The organism is Arthrobacter woluwensis, assembly GCF_030816155.1.
Lineage (GTDB): Bacteria > Actinomycetota > Actinomycetes > Actinomycetales > Micrococcaceae > Arthrobacter_E > Arthrobacter_E woluwensis_A.
Window position 1 is genome coordinate 113,864 of the sequence record NZ_JAUSXR010000001.1, and the last position, 16,950, is coordinate 130,813.

18 protein-coding genes and 1 pseudogene are annotated in these 16,950 nt (G+C 67.9%); 15 read left to right on the top strand and 4 right to left on the bottom strand.

Going from position 1 to position 16,950, the window contains the following annotated elements; translation table 11 throughout:
- The first annotated feature begins 199 nt into the window (after positions 1–199).
- A pseudogene (locus tag QFZ52_RS00490) lies at positions 200–845 on the top strand (alpha/beta hydrolase).
- A 155-nt stretch (positions 846–1,000) separates the two neighbouring features.
- Complete coding sequence (locus tag QFZ52_RS00495; protein WP_307495672.1) at positions 1,001–1,945, top strand: hypothetical protein; 945 nt, start codon at positions 1,001–1,003, stop codon at positions 1,943–1,945.
- Positions 1,946–1,980: 35 nt separating this feature from the next.
- On the opposite strand, the gene QFZ52_RS00500 is transcribed toward QFZ52_RS00495, so the two are convergent.
- Positions 1,981–3,303 carry a DUF445 domain-containing protein gene (locus QFZ52_RS00500; RefSeq protein ID WP_307495673.1) on the bottom strand — a complete coding sequence of 441 codons (1,323 nt, stop codon included), beginning with the start codon at positions 3,301–3,303 and terminating at the stop codon, positions 1,981–1,983.
- Positions 3,304–3,353: 50 nt separating this feature from the next.
- Here QFZ52_RS00500 and QFZ52_RS00505 point away from each other — a divergent pair, with 50 nt between their 5' ends.
- The 3 genes from QFZ52_RS00505 (at position 3,354) to QFZ52_RS00515 (ending at position 6,937) form a co-directional block, all read left to right on the top strand.
- Positions 3,354–4,247 carry a glycerophosphodiester phosphodiesterase gene (locus QFZ52_RS00505; protein ID WP_307495674.1) on the top strand — a complete coding sequence of 298 codons (894 nt, stop codon included), beginning with the start codon at positions 3,354–3,356 and terminating at the stop codon, positions 4,245–4,247.
- A 121-nt stretch (positions 4,248–4,368) separates the two neighbouring features.
- Positions 4,369–6,144 (top strand): MSCRAMM family protein, encoded by a 1,776-nt coding sequence (locus QFZ52_RS00510; RefSeq protein ID WP_307495675.1) that lies wholly within the window; start codon positions 4,369–4,371, stop codon positions 6,142–6,144.
- 94 nt (positions 6,145–6,238) lie between these two features.
- On the top strand, positions 6,239–6,937 hold the full coding sequence (locus tag QFZ52_RS00515) for a hypothetical protein (RefSeq protein WP_307495676.1): 699 nt from the start codon (positions 6,239–6,241) through the stop codon (positions 6,935–6,937).
- Positions 6,938–6,946: 9 nt separating this feature from the next.
- Here QFZ52_RS00515 and QFZ52_RS00520 read toward each other — a convergent pair whose 3' ends face one another.
- A complete protein-coding gene (locus QFZ52_RS00520) occupies positions 6,947–7,573 on the bottom strand; it encodes a TetR/AcrR family transcriptional regulator (RefSeq protein ID WP_307495678.1) in 627 nt (208 codons plus the stop codon).
- 89 nt (positions 7,574–7,662) lie between these two features.
- Between QFZ52_RS00520 and QFZ52_RS00525 the strand changes: the two genes are divergently transcribed.
- The 3 genes from QFZ52_RS00525 to QFZ52_RS00535 are packed head-to-tail and all read left to right on the top strand — an operon-like array spanning position 7,663 to position 9,600.
- Positions 7,663–7,986, top strand: coding sequence for a thiamine-binding protein (locus QFZ52_RS00525; protein ID WP_278267993.1), 324 nt, complete (start codon positions 7,663–7,665; stop codon positions 7,984–7,986).
- 52 nt (positions 7,987–8,038) lie between these two features.
- Positions 8,039–8,716, top strand: coding sequence for an O-methyltransferase (locus QFZ52_RS00530; RefSeq protein WP_307495679.1), 678 nt, complete (start codon positions 8,039–8,041; stop codon positions 8,714–8,716).
- 44 nt (positions 8,717–8,760) lie between these two features.
- Positions 8,761–9,600: a spermidine synthase gene (locus QFZ52_RS00535; protein ID WP_307495680.1), complete on the top strand. Its 840-nt coding sequence runs from the start codon at positions 8,761–8,763 to the stop codon at positions 9,598–9,600.
- A 34-nt stretch (positions 9,601–9,634) separates the two neighbouring features.
- Here the strand turns inward: QFZ52_RS00535 and QFZ52_RS00540 are convergent, their stop codons facing one another.
- Both QFZ52_RS00540 and QFZ52_RS00545 read right to left on the bottom strand, forming a co-directional pair.
- Positions 9,635–10,192 carry a GNAT family N-acetyltransferase gene (locus tag QFZ52_RS00540; RefSeq protein WP_307495681.1) on the bottom strand — a complete coding sequence of 186 codons (558 nt, stop codon included), beginning with the start codon at positions 10,190–10,192 and terminating at the stop codon, positions 9,635–9,637.
- Between the two features lie 89 nt (positions 10,193–10,281).
- Positions 10,282–10,872 (bottom strand): RBBP9/YdeN family alpha/beta hydrolase, encoded by a 591-nt coding sequence (locus tag QFZ52_RS00545; RefSeq protein ID WP_307495682.1) that lies wholly within the window; start codon positions 10,870–10,872, stop codon positions 10,282–10,284.
- A 56-nt stretch (positions 10,873–10,928) separates the two neighbouring features.
- Between QFZ52_RS00545 and QFZ52_RS00550 the strand changes: the two genes are divergently transcribed.
- The 7 genes from QFZ52_RS00550 (at position 10,929) to QFZ52_RS00580 (ending at position 16,947) form a co-directional block, all read left to right on the top strand.
- Positions 10,929–11,279 carry a MerR family transcriptional regulator gene (locus tag QFZ52_RS00550; protein WP_307495683.1) on the top strand — a complete coding sequence of 117 codons (351 nt, stop codon included), beginning with the start codon at positions 10,929–10,931 and terminating at the stop codon, positions 11,277–11,279.
- Between the two features lie 201 nt (positions 11,280–11,480).
- On the top strand, positions 11,481–11,729 hold the full coding sequence (locus QFZ52_RS00555) for a hypothetical protein (protein ID WP_307495684.1): 249 nt from the start codon (positions 11,481–11,483) through the stop codon (positions 11,727–11,729).
- Positions 11,707–13,197 (top strand): ABC transporter substrate-binding protein, encoded by a 1,491-nt coding sequence (locus tag QFZ52_RS00560; protein WP_307495685.1) that lies wholly within the window; start codon positions 11,707–11,709, stop codon positions 13,195–13,197. Before QFZ52_RS00555 ends, QFZ52_RS00560 begins: the two co-directional genes overlap by 23 nt.
- Before the next feature lie 39 nt (positions 13,198–13,236).
- Positions 13,237–14,211, top strand: coding sequence for an ABC transporter permease (locus tag QFZ52_RS00565; RefSeq protein WP_307495686.1), 975 nt, complete (start codon positions 13,237–13,239; stop codon positions 14,209–14,211).
- Between the two features lie 56 nt (positions 14,212–14,267).
- Entirely contained in the window at positions 14,268–15,140 is an 873-nt protein-coding gene (locus tag QFZ52_RS00570; protein WP_307495687.1) for an ABC transporter permease, read from the top strand.
- Positions 15,137–16,027, top strand: a complete 891-nt coding sequence (locus QFZ52_RS00575; protein WP_307495688.1) for an ABC transporter ATP-binding protein — start codon at positions 15,137–15,139, stop codon at positions 16,025–16,027. Before QFZ52_RS00570 ends, QFZ52_RS00575 begins: the two co-directional genes overlap by 4 nt.
- Complete coding sequence (locus QFZ52_RS00580; protein WP_307495689.1) at positions 16,024–16,947, top strand: ATP-binding cassette domain-containing protein; 924 nt, start codon at positions 16,024–16,026, stop codon at positions 16,945–16,947. The genes QFZ52_RS00575 and QFZ52_RS00580 overlap by 4 nt, the downstream gene beginning before the upstream one ends.
- The last annotated feature ends 3 nt before the right edge of the window (positions 16,948–16,950 follow it).

Below are 16,950 nucleotides of genomic sequence, written 5' to 3' on the forward strand. Positions count from 1 at the left end.
AGTGGCGTGGTCCGGGTGAGTTCGTGGTTTTGGGCGGCAGCTCGGCCGAGTTCGTGGTTTTCGAGTGAGTTCGTGGGCACTGACCGCGACTTCACCCGAAAACCACGAACTCAGCCGGCAGGGGACCCCGCGGACTACCGCTTCGTCCTTCCCCGGCCTCGTGCCTCGGCAGGGGACCCCGCGGACTACGCTTAGGGCCATGGAGAAGGTCCTGTGGTCCAAGTCGGAATCCGAGCGTGCCGGCACGCCGTTGCTGCTGCTGTTCCACGGCTACGGATCCTCGCCGGAACGCATGGAGAAACTGTTCCCACACCTGCCGCAGGAGTTCACCTGCGCGGCACCCCAAGGTGTGATGGAGATCGGCGACCAGCACGGGTGGTTCCTGCTCGACTACTTCCTGACCAACGACTTCTCCCAGGTCATGGCGTCCTGCACCCAGGTGCTCGCCTGGTTGGACGGGATCAAGGCGCAGCACAGCAGTGTCTCGCTCCTCGGGTTCTCCCAGGGCATGGCCATGGCGAGCAGCCTCCTGAGGCTTCGGCCCGAACAGTTCCGGGCCACGGTGGGCCTTTCGGGTTTCGTCCTCGATAACGAACTTCTGGCCCTCACCGAGTCCTTCGACGAGCGGCCGCCGTTTTTTCTGGGGCCGCGACAAAGAGGATCTCGTGATCAACGAGGACGCCACGCTCTTCACGGAGGAGTGGCTGGAGGAGAACACGGCGCTGACCTCACGCAGCTACCCCGGGCTCGGCCACTACATGGCGGTGCAGGAGATGGTCGACGTGAACGCGTTCCTCAAGTACTACGTGCTCAACGCGACGGCGGCCGCGGAAACCGCTTCCTGATCGTCTGGCCCGCTCCCCGCCGGCCCCTCGCGGACTAGCGCCCAGCCCGGGCCCCGATCTCGTTCCTCGACCGGGGCCCCTCGCGGACTAGCGCCCAGTCCGCTCTCCAATTTCGCAAGCTCAATTGGGGCCCCTCGCGGACTAGGCTTAGGGCCATGGCCAAGCGCAAGAAGAACCCCGCCCTGGGAATTGCTCAGAACGCAGCACAGAATGCCATGTTCGATGAACAGGGCAAGCCCCGTTCCGGAGTCCACAACATGCTGCTGAAGGCGGTGGATGTGCAGCGTCCGCTCGTCGTCGGGCACATCTCGCGTCTGCGCCGTAAGCACCCGAACGCCTCGCTGGCGGAACTCGTGGTGCGCCTGGAGCGTCAGTACCTGGCCACCGTCACGACCACCGGTGCGGGCGCCGGCGCCACCGCGGTGATCCCCGGCGTCGGCACCGGGACCGCCCTGGCCGTGTCCGGCGTCGCGACCGCGGCGTTCCTCGAGGCCACCGCGCTCTTCGCCTCCAGCGTCGCCGAGCTCCACGGTGTCCGGGTGACCGACCCCGAAAAGGCCCGCACCATGGTCATGGCGATCATGCTCGGTGAAGAGGGCACCTCGCTGCTGAGCGCGTTCACCGGCCAGACCATGGGCCGCGGCAAGGGAGCGAGCCAAGTCTGGGGCAGTGTCCTCACGAAGAAGACCTCGGCCGCCACCTTCGAACCCGTGAAGGCCGCCATTCAGAAGGCGTTCCTGAAGTCCCTGGTCAAGAAGCAGGGCGGCGCGTTCTTCGGACGGCTCCTGCCGTTCGGTGTGGGCGCCGTCATGGGCGGGGGCGGCAACCTGCTCATGGGCCGGGCGGTCATCGCGAACACCCGCGAAGCCTTCGGGGCGCTCCCACTCGTGGCCCCCTTCGGCGAGCAGACCGCTCTTCCGGCCGACGACGGCGCCGCGCAGCTCTCTTCCAACGCGCAGCTCCCGCAGCACGCGCCCTTGGAGCTGGACCCGTCAAGCGCCGATCGGCAGCTCCCCGGCGCCTCCGATGTGGACGCCGCCGGAACGGACGTCACTGGACGGCAAGGCCCGAGCGCGGCACCCGGTACCGAATCGCGCTGACCCGCGCAGCGGCGACCCGGACTGCGTGAGGGCTTTCAGCCCAGCAGCAGCGTGGCGACCGTGAAGATGAGCAGCCCGGCCAGCGACCCGACCACGGTGCCGTTGATTCGGATGAACTGCAGGTCCCGGCCCACCTGGAGCTCGATCTTCTGCGAGGTCTCCTCGGCGTCCCAGCGTTCCACGGTGTCGGTGATGAGCCCGGTGATCTGGTCGCGGTAGTTGGACACCACGTAGGCCGCGATGTCGGCCACCCACGTGTTGACCTTGGCTGCCAGCTCGGGGTCGTCCACCAGGCGACGGCCGAAGTCCCGGATCGCGCCCACGAAGCGCTGGTACAGCTCGCTCTGGGGATCGTCCACGGCTTCCAGGAGCGCCTTCTTGATGGTCTCCCAGGTGCGGCCGGCGATGTCGCGGACCTGCGGATCGCCCAGGATCTGCGCCTTGATCCCCTCGGCCCGTTCGATCATCGCCGGGTCGTGCTGGAGGTCCTGGGCCAGTTCCTTGAGGTAGGTGTCGATGGCCTGGCGGACCTGGTGATCCGGGTCCGCCTGGATGCCCTTCACGAACTTCGCCAGCTCGATGTACACCTTGTCCCCGACCAGCGAGTCCACGAACCCGGGCACCCAGAGCGGGGAACGGTCGCTGACCAGGCGGTTCACCGTCTCGTGGTTCCGGCCGACCCAGTCCGCGGCCCGGTCGATCAGCAGGTCCACGAGGTGCCGGTGGTGCCCCTCATCGAACACCCGCTCGGCGAGCTTGCCGACCGGCGGACCCCACGGCGGATCGACGACGTGCTTGCGGACCATCGATTCGACCACGGCCTGGACATCGTCATCCCGCAGGACGGTGAAGAGACCACGGATGGCGGCCGCACCTTCCTTCGCGATGCGGTCGGCGCCGGTCAGGCCGGTGGCGGGTGCGCCGTCGTCGTGCGTGCCGGAGAGCCAGCGGCCCAGCGCGCGGGCCAGATCCGTGGCCGCGAGCTTGGTGCGGATGACGTCCTCGGAGAGGAAGTTGGAGCCCACGAAGTCCCCCAGGGAGGCGCCGATCTGGTCCTTCTTCCGCGGGATGATCGCGGTATGGGGGATCTTGAGGCCCATCGGATGACGGAAGAGCGCGGTGACGGCGAACCAGTCGGCGAGGGCGCCCACCATGCCGCCTTCGGCCGCGGCCCGGACATACGCCAGCCACGGATACTGATGCTGGAGCGCGAAGGAGACCCCGAACACCACGGCCAGGGCGATGAGCAGTGCCAGGGCGATGCCCTTCATCCGGGCCAGCGCGGCGGCCTTGGCGGCGTCACCCGGTGAGGGCAGCATGCCGCTGTCCTGGGAAATTGGCGCAGTGTTCACGTCCATGCCTCCACCCTATGCCCCTGCCCTGACACGAATGTGGGTAGCTTTATCCCATGACTCAGAACAGCCGTCCTCTCGTCTACGCTCACCGGGGCGCCAGCGAGCTCTTCGCCGAGCACACCCGCGCCGCCTACCTGCAGGCGATCGCGGACGGGGCGGACGGCGTCGAGTGCGATGTTCACCTGACCGAGGATGGCCACGTGGTGCTGCTGCACGACGACGACCTCGACCGCACTTCGAACGGCACCGGACCGGTGGCCGAGAAGGCCCTCGAAGAGCTGCGCGAACTGGACTTCCACTCGTGGAAGGGCGTCGTGCTCCCGCAGGCGTTCGGCTCTCCGAGCGAGCAGTTCCTCACCCTCGGGGAGCTCTTGGACATCCTGGCGGGCGCCGGCCGCGAGATCGGGCTGGCGATCGAGTTCAAGCACCCCTCGCCGTTCGGGTTCCGGCTGGAGGAGAAGACGCTGGAGCTGCTGTCGGGGCGGGGGTGGGAGGCGTCGTCGGGGATGCTCGGGAACATCCGGGTCTCCTTCATGAGCTTCGACCCGCAGGCCACGGACCAGCTCCTGGAAACCGTCCCCGCGGAGGCCGTGTGCCAGCTCGTGGACGATGTGGACACCGAGGAGGTCAAGGAAGATCTCCAACTGGGCGGCCTGGCGGCGAGTGCGGTCGCGCTCGTGCTCCGCGCCGCGGTCCAGCGGGCCGAGGGGATGCTGGATGACGGCATCGCCGGGATCGCGGGCCCCGGCATCGACTACCTGAAGGCGCATGCCGACCAGGCGCGGCAATGGCTGGCGGACGGTCGCCGCTTCCGCGTCTGGACGGTGGACGACGACGCCGACGTGGACTACTGCGTGACCTTCGGCATCCAGGAGATCACCACCAACCGCCCGGCCGAGGTGCTGCAGCGGATCTCCGTGGCACTGGGTGAGGTCCCGGCGGTCTAGGGGTCCCACACCCTTCGAGTGAGAGCTGTCAGCCCTCCTGTGAGGGATGTTACAGTTCCTCCAGACCCGCTCTGAGCGGGTCTCTCACTCGCACCTATTCGTGAATACTTTTGGGGGATCCATGGCTCGTGCCATATCCAGGGCGCGAACGCGCCTGGCAGTCCTCGTGCTGCTCATCTCCGGTCTGGCCTTCGCCGGTCTCGCGCCGGCGCAGGCGGCCGGGACCGCCGCTATTTCCGGCACCGTGGTGGGGCCTGCGGGCGTGGACGTCTCGCAGACCACGGTGACGCTGCAGTACGGTTCCGGCGTGCCCACCGTTTCGACCACGGTCAGCGCCGGCGGCGAGTTCAGCTTCACGGGGCTGACCGCGGGTCAGTACAAGCTCCAGTTCGAGAACCCCGGCGCCGTCGCCGTCTGGAACGGTGGTGCTCCGAGCGAAGCCGCAGCACCATGGATCACGCTCGCCGACGGGCAGACCGCCACTCAGGATGCGGCACTCGTGCAGCCCGGTGGCTCCATCGCCGGCACCGTGACCATGCCCGCGGGCACCTCACCGCAAAATGTGAATGTCGAGGCATACTCCGAAGCCTGGGGCGAAGCGGTCGTGGCCTCCGTGGCCCCCGACGCCGACGGTAAGTACACCCTGAGCGGTCTGCTCCCAGGGACGTACAAGGTGAAGTTCACGTTCATCTCTTACCCGGACTCTCCCGTGTGGAACGGTGACGCGGCGACCCGCGCTGAGGCGCCCGGCATCGTGGTGACCAATGGGGACACCGTGACAGGCCAGGACGCGTCCTTCGTGAAGACCGGCAGCATCTCGGGCACGGCGAAGACACCGGAAGGCGCGGCGATCACTAACCGCCGCGTGATCCTGGAGACCGCATCAGGCAGCGTCGTCGACAACGTCGCCCTCGATGCGCAGGGCCGGTACAGCTTCACCGGACTGGACGCCGGCCAGTACAAGGTCGCGCTCGCGTCATCGCTGCCCGGCGGGCCCAGCCTCTGGTACGCGGACGGGGCCGACGAAGCCTCGGCCACGGTGATCACGGTCGCCAGGAACACCGCCGTCACGGGTGTTGATTTCACCGCGCCCATGGAGAGCAACGGCATCGTGATCGGCCGGGTCTCGGGATACACGGGTGGCTCGCCGCTGGCGGTCGCTCTCTATCGGGCCGACGATCCGCACCCCCGCTCCGGGCCTCCGCTGGCCATCGGCTCGGTGAGGCCGGACGGCCGCTATGTGATCTTCGGCCTGCCGACGGGCAAGGTCAAGGCCGTGCTCATGGGAGAGATCGGCGGCTACGCCAACCAGTGGTACGGCGGCGGGACGCTGGGCACCTCGCAGGACATCGCGGTGGTCGACGGCCAGACCACCCGCGGGATCGACTTCACCGCCGTGCCGGAGGTGGTCATCACGGGAACCGCGAAGAAGCCTTTCGACGCTTCGCGAACCTACGTCCAGGTCCTGGATCTGAACGGGGATTACGTCGGGGACGCTTTCACGAACGACGACGGCACCTACTCCGTGCACGGTCTTCCCGCGGGGTCCTACAAGGTCGAGTTCGAGGAGTTCTCCGCCAGGGGGACCATCGCCTGGTACGGCGGCAAGACCTTCGAAACCGCCGCGGTGGTCACCGTCGTGGCCGGTCAGACTGTCACCGGCATCGACAGCGACGTGATCATCGCCGGAGCCAAGCCCACCCCGAAGCCGACCACCGTCAAGCCCAGGCCGGCAGTGCCCGCCGCGGTGGCACAGCCGGTGAGCTCGACGTCGGGCGGCGAGCTGGCGGCGACGGGCACCCCGGCCGCCCTGCAGCCGCTCGGCCTTGCCGGTGGCGCGCTCGCAGGGATCGGTCTGCTCCTGGTTCTGGGAGCGCGGGTTCGTAACCGTCACTGACCAGAGCTGACGTCAGGCCCGGGGACTTCGGTCCCCGGGCCTTCCGCTTCGGCATCGACAGCAGAGCGGCCTCGACAGCAGAGAAGGAACAGGAATGATGCAGGACGAGATCTCGACCGACCCGAATGCTCCACGGCAGGGTGCTGCCCTCGTGGGTCCCCAGGACCTGGTGGCCGCGGCCCGGCGGATGGCGGACGGTGCGGCCGGAGGAGGACGGGGCGGACGCCTCCTGCGGGCCATCTACTATCCGTTGTTGTGGATGTCGCTGCGCGTCGGGCCGGCTCCAGTCTGGATCGATGCGAACCGCCAGCTGGTGGTCGGCCTGCAGAACGAAGCCGAGTATCGCGCCAACATCGCCAGGACCCGTTCAGTCGGCCTGCTGGTGACTTTCGCGGTCATCATCCCACTGGTCATCGGAGAGAACACTGTGCTGGCCATCGATCCGGTGGGAGGAAGTGTGATCGTCTTCGTGGTCCTGTCCGTGCTCATCGGCTTCATGATCTTCCTCCTCGTCCGGCAGACGGCGATTCGAGCGTCAACCCGTGCCATGCGAGCCGTGAAAAAGCTGAAGCCCTTCTTCGTCGTGAGCTGCGTGTCGCTCAGTCCCGACGTGACCCGGGACGAGGCGGTGCGGTTCCTTCATGAGGTCATCTCCGCCAGGACCGTGGGCGGGGAGTATCTCCGCATCTACGCGTTCGGTGAGGAACAGGCGTCCTTCTTCGAGAGCCTCGGTTTCCAGCGCCTGGAAGGAACCTGGGCGCTGATCGGCCAGGCGCCGTCGGTGAGGGAGTGACCCGGCGGCTCACCCCAGCGGCAGCTGCAGGCTCGGCACCGGGGTCTGGGGCGGGAGTTCGCGGGTCGCCGCGGCGGGGCGCAGCGAGTCCTCGATGAGGGCGACCGGGCGGCGCCAAGCGCTCGTGCCACGTTCGATGGTGTCCACGGAGCCGATCAGCATGGCGACGATCCGGATGACATCCTCCTGCGACACATCGCCGCGGATCGTGCCCTGCCGCTGAGCCCGGCCCAGGAGCATCCCGAGTGCCTCGATGATGTTGCCGCTGATGGTCGTCAGCACACCGCGGCGGCCCACGAGCGCATCCAGCAGCATTGACTCTTCGGCCGCCACCTGGACGATCGACTCGATGACCCGCATGAGGGCGTCCCCGGCATCCGGCTCCACCAGGGCCTGCACCACCACGGGGTCCACATGCTCCCGCAGCTGTCGCGAGATGACAGCGAGGACCAGGGCTTCCTTGTCGGCGAAATTCCGGAACAGCGTCGCCGGACCCACCTTGGCGGTCTCCGCGATGAACTGCAGAGGAACCTCCGGACCACGCTCATGGAAACACTCGCGGGCGGCCGCAATGATCTTTTCAACGTTCCGCGCCGCGTCTGCACGCAGCGGTCGGCCCCCCTGACGGTATTCCATCTGATCAGCATAGCCAGCCGTGGCACACTAGGGGCGGAAGCGGTCCAAGGTACCGCTTTCATGACATGACCCCGACGAAAGGCAGCCCCATGATCGTCGCATTCTCCGTCGCACCCTCCGGCGCTCCCGCGGGATCCGAAGCCCCGAGCGACGCCTCCGTCCATGACGCGGTGGCCGCCGCGGTCAAGGTCGTCCGCGAATCCGGTCTCCCGAATCACACGAGTTCCATGTTCACCGAGATCGAGGGCGAATGGGACGAGGTCATGGACGTGGTCAAGCGTGCGACCTTCGCCGTGGCCGAGTACGGTTCGCGCGTCTCGCTGGTACTCAAGGCCGACATCCGTCCGGGGTACACGGGCGAGCTGAGCGGCAAAGTGGAACGGCTGGAAAAGGCTCTCGACGACCTCTCGTGAACCTCCTCACGCCCTCTACCGGCGGGCCCGGCCGCGCGCCTAGCATGGCCTCATGAGCGCATTCGAACACAGATCCCAGCCGGAATGGGTCGCCATGGAGGAATGGATCGCCAATACGGTCGTCCACCCGGATCCGGCCCTTGACCAGGCCATCCGCACCGCCCAGGCCGCAGGGATGCCGCCCATCGAGGTCGCCCCGAACTCCGGCAAGCTCCTGGAGCTCCTGGTTCGCATCCGTGGAGCCCGGCGGGTTCTCGAGATCGGCACACTGGCCGGATTCAGCACGCTCTTCATGGCCCGCGCGCTCCCGGAGGACGGGCGGCTGGTGACCATCGAGTTCAGCGCCGAGCACGCCGCCGTCGCGCGTAAGAATCTCGACGACGCCGGCGTCGGCGCCCGCGTCGACGTCAGGGTGGGCGCCGCACTGGACGTCCTGCCCACCCTGGAGGGCGGGGAACCGTTCGATCTGGTGTTCATCGACGCGGACAAGCAGAACAACTCGAACTACCTCGACTGGGCGGCGCGACTGGGCCGCCCCGGCACCGTGGTGGTCCTCGACAACACCGTCTGGGAGGGCGCGCCGCTGCACCCCGAGATGGATCCCGTGAACGCCCCGGCGATCAGGGCTTCGCTCGAGCTGCTCGGCGAGGATCCGCGCTTCGACGCCACGGTCCTCCAGACGGTCGGGTCCAAGGGCTGGGACGGCTTCGCCTTGGCCGTGCTGCGCTGAGTCCCGGCCGTCTCCGCGTCCCGGCGCCTAGTACGCTGGACGCTATGAAACAGGGGCAGAAGGCGCAGCCGACGGGGCCCGTGGAGGGCGTCTTTCCTGTGGATCAGGGCGAGGCGGAGCTGATCCGGGATCTCGACCTCGCGAACGGCTGGCTCCTGCGGCTCAACGGCGTCCAGAGTTCCCACATCGACCTCGACGACCCGGGCCACCTGAGCTTCGAGTACATGCGGTGGATCGCGGCGCTGGTCGAGGACCGCTGGGCACCCGGGACGAGTGATCGTGTCCGCCTGCTGCACCTCGGCGGGGCCGCCTGCTCGCTCGCCCGCTACTTCCATCATGTCTTCCCGGAGTCCCGTCAGGTGGTGGTGGAGCTCGACGCCGCGCTCGCCACCGCGGTGCGCGACTGGTTCGACCTCCCCAGGGCGCCGTTCCTCCGCATCCGGGTGGGCGAGGCCCGCGCCGTGACGGAGACGCTCAGCCCCGCCAGCCGCGACGTGGTGATCCGCGACGTGTTCGCACAGGGTGTCACACCGTCCTCGCTGACCAGCCGTGAGTTCACCGAGCACGCCGCCCGGGTCCTCGGGCCGGACGGTGTGTATCTGGTGAATTGCGGCTCCGCCCCGGACCTGAAATCGGCGCGCGAAGAGGCCGCGACCATCGCCTCTGTCTTCCCGCACGTGGCGATCGTCGCGGACGCCCCCATGCTCAAGGGCCGGCGGTTCGGCAATGTGATCATCGCGGGAAGCTTCACGGCCTTCCCCGGCTCGGCGTCCATGGTCCGGACCCTGCTGGGTGGTGGCGTTCCCGCTCAGTACCTGGACGACGCGCGGGTGCGCGAGTTCGCACGCGACGCTGCCGTCCGGCACGACGCGCCGTCGTCGTAGTCCGGCTTCCGGGCGACGGCCACCGGGTAGCGGTTCAGAGGGCGGGGGAGCCGGCGCCCTCGCCGGTCCAGACGCCGAACCACTGCTCGGCGCCGTACTCCTCGAACACCTCGACTTCGCGGAAGCCGAGCCTCTTCGCCAGCCGCAGCGAGGGCCCGTTCGCCGTCTGTGTGGGCAGGACGACCGGTTCGCCCGGGAACGCCGCCGCGAACCAGCCGAGTGCGGCCGCGCAGGCCTCGGTGGCGTAGCCCCGGCCCCAGGCGGCGGGCAGGAACAGGTACCCGAGCTGGGCTTCGTTCCCTGCCGGGCGCACGTGGCCGGGATGCTCGGCGTCCCGCCGGTCGAAGGTCACCATTCCGAGGAACTCGCTCTCCCGTTCGACGACGAAGAAACCCTCGCGCTGCCCGGGGACCTCCGACACGGACGCCTCGAGCTCCTCCCGGGGCCTCGCCCCACCCGTGTACGTGCCGACCTCGGGCGACGCGAACAGGTCGATGAGGCCCGCGCGGTCCCGTGCTTCCGAGACGCGTAGCGTCAGGCGGTCGGTGGTGATCGGTGGCGGTGGCCAGGGGGCCGGTCCCAGAGGCTGCATGGGTTCATCGTAGGGCGGGGTGGACCGGGGCTGTCGAGACCCTGTCCTGTCCTGCCTGCCTGGCGTGGTGCGGTCTGGCGCGGTCCAGCTCAGTCCCGGGAGGAGCGGACGGCGTCGTGGATCGCGGGGACTTCCGTGAGACCGTCCTCGGCCAGGAAGTGCCCGGCGCCGTCGACCACCCGTGTCTCGGTGCCGAGGAGGGCGGCCAGCCGGTCCGTGTGCGTTGTCGGCACGAACTCGTCGCGGTCCGAGCGGAGCACCACGAGGTGGTCGACATGATCCGCGAGCCCGTCCACCGCCAGCCCGTCCACTGGGGTGCCGTCGGCGATGAAGCCGTCGAGTCCCGGAAGTGCTGGCAGGGGGTCGAGGAATCCGGCCACCAGGACGAGCGTGCCCAGCCGCCACGGACCCGCGAGCGAGCCCAGAGCGCGCAGCACCGTGAGGCAGCCCAGACTGTGCGCCACGACGATCGTTCCGGCGTCGGGCGTTCCGAGTGCCGTCCGCACGGCGTCGTCCCACACCACGGGATCCGGGTCCAGCGGGTCGGGGAGCGTCGGCACCGTGACCAGAACGCCGTCGTCCTCCAGCCGCCGCGCCAGCCAGCCGAACCAGTGATCCTCGGGGGTGGCGCCGTACCCGTGGAAGATCAGAGCCCTTCGGCCCGTTGTCGTAGATGCCATGACAGGGACGCTAAACCTTCACGCCCGCGTGAAGGTCAAAACGGAAGGGGATCCGGATGCGGATCGGCGAACTGGCGGCGGCCAGCGGAGTGAGCGCGCGGGCGCTGAGGCACTACGAGGAGCAGGGTGTCCTGACTCCCGGCCGCACCCGCGCCGGCTATCGTGATTACGCGGCGCCCGACGTCGTGCGGGTCCAGCAGATCAGGGCGATGATCGCGGCCGGCGTGGGCACCGCGACCATCCGCCGCTACCTGGACTGTCTGCGCGACGGCGGGGACGGCGTCGCGCTGGAGCTGTGCCCGGATCTACGGGCGGAACTCGACGGCCTCGCCGAGCGGCTGACCGCTCAGGAGCGGGAGATCCAGGGGAAGCGGCAGCGGCTGAACGGGCTGCTCGCGGGCGGGTGAATCGCCCTACCGAGTGTGACGATTCATGAACCTGAGGGTTCTCATATCGACTTCTTTTTCAACCGGGCTTCTTATTCGTTCATGACGTGAAACATCACTTTCAGAGATCTCTGAGGCCCTGCTTAGGCTGTGCGGGTATTCGTTCACAGGGACATCACCATTCCGCCTGTGGACTCCTCCTGCCCCCAGAAGGGTCTCAGAATGACGCTCATCAAGAAGCCGGTCGCAGCTATCGCGGGACTGCTCGCAGGTGCTCTTTTCCTCGGCGCCTGCGCCCCGGCCGTCGAGTCTGACCCGGGCACGGAGAAGGCGGACCTGAGCAAGCTGAAGGACGAGTTCTACAAGGCTTCCGACCCGGGGGAAGAGCCCGGCCGCCGCCACACAGCGCAAGGATTCGTTCGTCACCACCATCAGCAAGCCGGGTGGCGTGTTCCTCCCCGGCTTCTATGACAACGGCTGGGACGGGAACGCGGTGCAGCCGATCTTCGCCTCGCTCGTGGTCTTCAACGCCGCGGGCGAACCGGTGCCGGATCTGGCCGAGAAATGGGATGTGTCCTCCGACAATCTCACGTACACCTTCCACCTCCGCAAGGATCTGACCTTCAGCGACGGCTCGCCCCTCACCGCGGATGACGTCGCCTTCACGCTGACCCTGCTCAACGACCCGGCCTACGCCGGGGGCGTGGACTTCTCCGACATCGTCATCGCAGGCACCAAGGAATTCCGCAAGGGTTCCGCAAGCTCGCTGTCCGGCATCACGGTGGTGGACCCCTCGACGATCCGCATCGTCACCCAGAAGCCGAACCCCCTAGCCCTGCGCACTCTCGGCGGGCCCGTGATCTCGAAGGCCTACTACGGCAAGGGGTACGTCAAGGGGAAGCTCGACTACCTCAAGAGCCTGTACGGCAAGCCCCTCGGCGCCGGCCCCTACGCGCTGGAGCAGTACGTGGAGGGCCAGGAGATCCGTTACCGGGCCAATGAGCACTACTACAGCGGCAAGCCGTCCATCGCGCGGCTGATCTTCAAGGTGGTCTCCAGCGACTCCGCTCTGCAGAACTTCCAGAACGGGGACATCGACCACGGCGGCTTCGGCAGCGACCCGGCGAACCTCAAGGAACTCCAAGGGCTCGGCTTCGCCGACATCCGTGCCCGGGTCATCTCCGACTACGGGGCCATCTGGGTCAACAACAAGAAGCCGGCGCTCGCCGACACCAAGGTCCGTCAGGCGCTGTACTACGGCCTGGACCGCCAGCAGATCGTGGACGCCAAGTTCAAGGGTCTGGGACAGGTGGCGGACGTCTTCGCCGCCCCGACCCAGTGGTCCTACACGAACGACGGCGTGACCTCCTATGGCTTCGACGCGAAGAAGGCGGGGCAGCTGCTCGACGAGGCCGGCTGGAAAGCCCAGGCCGGCGGCACGCGCGAGAAGGACGGGAAGAAGCTCACCCTGTCCTACATCACCACCAAGCAGGACGATCCGGTGATCCCGATCGCGAAGAAGGACTACAAGGACCTCGGAATCGATTTCGTGCCGGAGGTACTCGACTCGAACACGGCCTTCGACCGCCTCAACAACGGGGACTACGACCTCGCAGGCTTCCGCAGCAACGGTCTGAGCGACCCCAACGACGCCGTGTCCGAATTCGGCACCACCGATCCCGCGATCAATGTCACCGGCTATTCGAACCCGCAGGTGACCGCCTTGATCAAGAAGGGCATCTCGACCTTCGACCGGGCGGCGCGGCAGAAGATCTACACGGAGCTCTACCAGAAGCTCAGCCAGGACCCGCCGATCATCCTGCTCGACTACCGGAAGTCCCTGTCGGCCTGGAACGCCCGCATCCAGAATGGCGAGCTGTACACGACCGGCAGCGATGACGCGGCCCTCGCGCTGGCGAAGCTGAAGATCGCGGGCTAGCCGCCCGGCGTCGTCCGTCACCCGATACGAACGGTTCCCATGACCCGCTACGTCCTCAAGAGGCTGGGACTGATGGCACTGCTGCTCGTCGGTGTCTCCGTCCTGGTGTTCTTCCTCTTCGCCCTCATGCCGGGCGACTATTTCAGCTCCAACCGCCAGCTCACGCCGCAGCGCAAGGCGGAGCTCCGGGCCCTGAACGGCCTGGATCAGCCCGTGCTCGTGCGGTACTTCATCTGGCTCGGCAACATGCTGCGCGGCCAGTTCGGGTACTCCCTGGTCTACAACCGGCCGGTGACGGAACTCCTCGGACCGCTGATCGGCAACTCCTTCCTCATCGCGTTCGCAGGGTTTCTGCTGACCTGGGCGATCGCGCTGGTGTGTGGCGTGCTCTCCGCGACCCGGCAGTACTCCTGGTTCGATCGGCTCGTCACCGCCGGGCTGTTCGCTTCCCTGTCGGTGCCGTCGTTCTTCATCGGCCTGCTGGCGATCAAGGTCTTCGCGGTCGATCTCCGGTGGCTGCCGACGGGTGGCATGCTCGACACCGCGAGTTCCTCCGACGGCTTCGCGCAGGTCCTGGAGATCGCCCGGCACATGGTGCTTCCGGTGGGCATCCTCACCTTCCTCGGCGCCGGCGCGCTCACCCGTTACTTCCGGAGCGGGATGCTGGAGGCGCTGCACGCGGACTTCATCCGCACGGCCCGGGCGAAGGGGCTGCGGGAGCGCACCGTGGTGTTCTCCCATGCACTGCGAAATGCCCTGCTGCCCGCGATCACACTCCTGGCTTTCGAGCTTCCGGCCCTGTTCTCCGGGGCCATCATCACCGAACAGATCTTCAATTGGCCGGGGGTGGGACGGATCCAGCTCGAGTCGGTGCAGACGCGCGACTACGCGGTGCTCATGACCGTCACCATGCTCCTGGCGTTCCTCACGATCCTGGGCAGCTTCCTGGCCGACGTGCTCTACGCCGTCGCGGATCCCCGGGTGCGGCTTCTCGGGTCGAGGAGGGCGGCATGAGCCACGTCGACACAGCGTCAACGGCCAGAGACACAGCGCCCTCGAGGAGGAGCGCCGTGCCGTCGAGCAGGATCGCCGGGGAGCTCCGCCGCCTGCTGCGGATTCCGGCCGCGAGCATCAGTATCGGCCTGCTCGTCTTCATGCTCCTTTTCAGCTTCCTCGGACCCCTGCTCACCGGCTACACCGGGGAGGAGATCAACCTGCGCATCGCCGAGCACGGCCCGGCGTCGAATCACTGGCTGGGCACGGACGAGTACGGGCGGGACGTCCTGACCCGTCTCATGTTCGCGGGGCGGATCTCGCTCACGATCGGGGTCGCGTCGATGCTGCTGTCCCTGCTCCTCGGCGCCGTGCTCGGCCTCATGGCGGGGTACTACGGCGGGATCGTCGACACCCTCATCATGCGGTTCGCGGACCTCCTCATGTCCATCCCGGGCCTGCCGCTGCTCATCGTGATGGCGGCCGTGCTCTCGGAGCTGAAGGTCGCGCCCGAGTCGCGGATCTACATCGTGATGATCCTGCTCAGCGTGATCGGCTGGCCGTCGCTGGCCCGCCTGATCCGTGGTCAGGTGCTGTCCCTGCGCGAGGCCCCGTACATGCGGGCGGCGGAGGTGCTGGGCCTGAGCGCTGCTTCGCGCCAGTTCCGTCACCTCCTTCCGAACGTGATGCCGCTGCTCATCGTCGTGGCCACCTTGAGCACGGCGTCGGGGATCCTCAGCGAGTCCGCGCTGAGCTTCCTGGGGCTCGGCGTCGTCCCGCCCAATGCCTCCTGGGGGAACATGATCAACGCCGCCAACAACCTGATCGACTTCCAGCAGCACTGGTGGCTGTGGGTGCCGCCCGGCGTCGCGCTCCTGATCACGGTGGCGGCGATCAACGTCCTCGGCGACCGCCTGCGGGACGTCCTCGATCCCAGGATGGGGAGGTGACCGCCGTGGCGACCGAGCCTCTGGTCCAGGTGAAAGATCTCAGCGTTCGCTTCCCGGCTGAAGGCGGTGGGCACCGTGTGGTGGTGGACCGCGTCGGCTTCGAGATCAGCCCGGGAGAGGTGCTCGGCATCGTGGGGGAGTCCGGTTCCGGCAAGAGCCTGACCGCGCTTTCGCTGCTGAAGCTCGTGGACGAGCCGGGGGAGATCTCCGGCGGGCAGGTGCTGTTCGACGGCGCAGACATCCTCACGCTGCGGCGCACCGCCTTGCAGCGTGTCCGGGGAGGCGAGGTCGGGATGATCTTCCAGGAGCCGGCGCGCTCCCTCAACCCGGTCTTCACGATCGGCCGGCAGCTGAGCGAGACGATCCGGGCTCACGAGTCGGTCTCGCGGGCAGAGGCCCGCGACCGCTCGGTGGAATGGCTCCGCCGGGTGGGCCTTCCCGCTGCTGAGCGGATCATGAGCTCCTATCCCCACGAGCTGTCTGGCGGGATGCAGCAACGGGTGATGATCGCCGTTGCTCTCTGCTGCGGACCGCGGCTGCTCATCGCGGATGAGCCGACGACGGCGCTGGACGTCACCGTGCAGGCCCAGATCCTCGACTTGCTGCTGGAGCTTCGCGACGAGACGGGAATGGCCATGCTGTTCATCACGCACGATCTGGGCGTCATCGCCGAGGTCGCCGATTCGGTGCTCGTCATGTACGGCGGACGGACCGTGGAACGAGGGGACGTGTTCAGCATCTTCGAACGGCCCGAACACCCTTATACGGAGGCGCTGCTCAGCGCCCGTCCGCTGCTGGGACAGCGGCTGGATCGCCTGCCCACGATTCCGGAGGACGTGCGCAGGCTGGCCGCGCTCGGTCACGAGGCCGCGGAGGTGCACGCATGACGGGCGGTCCCGCGGCGGCGCTTGTCGAAGCGCGCGACCTCGTGAAGGAGTTCCGCGCGCGAGGCGGCGGCCGACGTGCTCCCCGGGAGGCCGTGCGTGCCGTGGACGGCGTGAGTCTGAGCATCCGTGAGGGGGAGATGTTCGGACTGGTCGGCGAGTCGGGAAGCGGCAAGACGACTCTGGGCCAGGCCATCCTGCGGATGCACCAGCCGGATGCCGGATCCGTGCGTTTCCGCGGACAGGAGATCCTGGACTTGCCGCGCTCTGAACTCCGTGGACTCCGACGGCGGATGCAGTACGTGTTTCAGGACCCCTTCGGGGCGCTGAACCCGCGGCTGCGCATCGTCACGGCTATCGGCGAGCCGATGCGAACCCATGGCCTGGCGTCCCGCGACGATGAACGGCAGCGGGTCATCGAGGTGCTGGAACAGTGCGGGATGGGCGCGGACGCCTTGGACCGCTACCCGCACGAATTCTCCGGCGGGCAGCGCCAGCGGATCGTCATTGCGAGGGCGATGGCCCTGCAACCGGAGTTCGTCGTGGCGGACGAGCCGGTCTCAGCCCTCGACGTCTCCGTGCAAGGGCAGATCGTGAACCTCCTCTGCGATCTGCGCGAGGAACGGCGGACCTCATTCCTGTTCATCTCGCACGATCTGAGCGTGGTGGAACACATGTGCACCTCCGTGGCGATCATGTATCGCGGGGCCATCGTGGAGCAGGGGAGCCGTGAGCAGATCTTCGACGACCCGCGTCACCCGTACACGCGGGAACTGCTGGACGCGGTCCCGATCCTGAGTCCGCGGGATCGCGGGCAGCGGCGTCGGCGCGGAAGTGATCGTTCCTGGGATGCTCCAGGGGAACCGCGCCCTGAACTGCGGGATGTCGGAGGTGGCCACCTGGTGGCGCTGCCTGGGGAGTGAGAG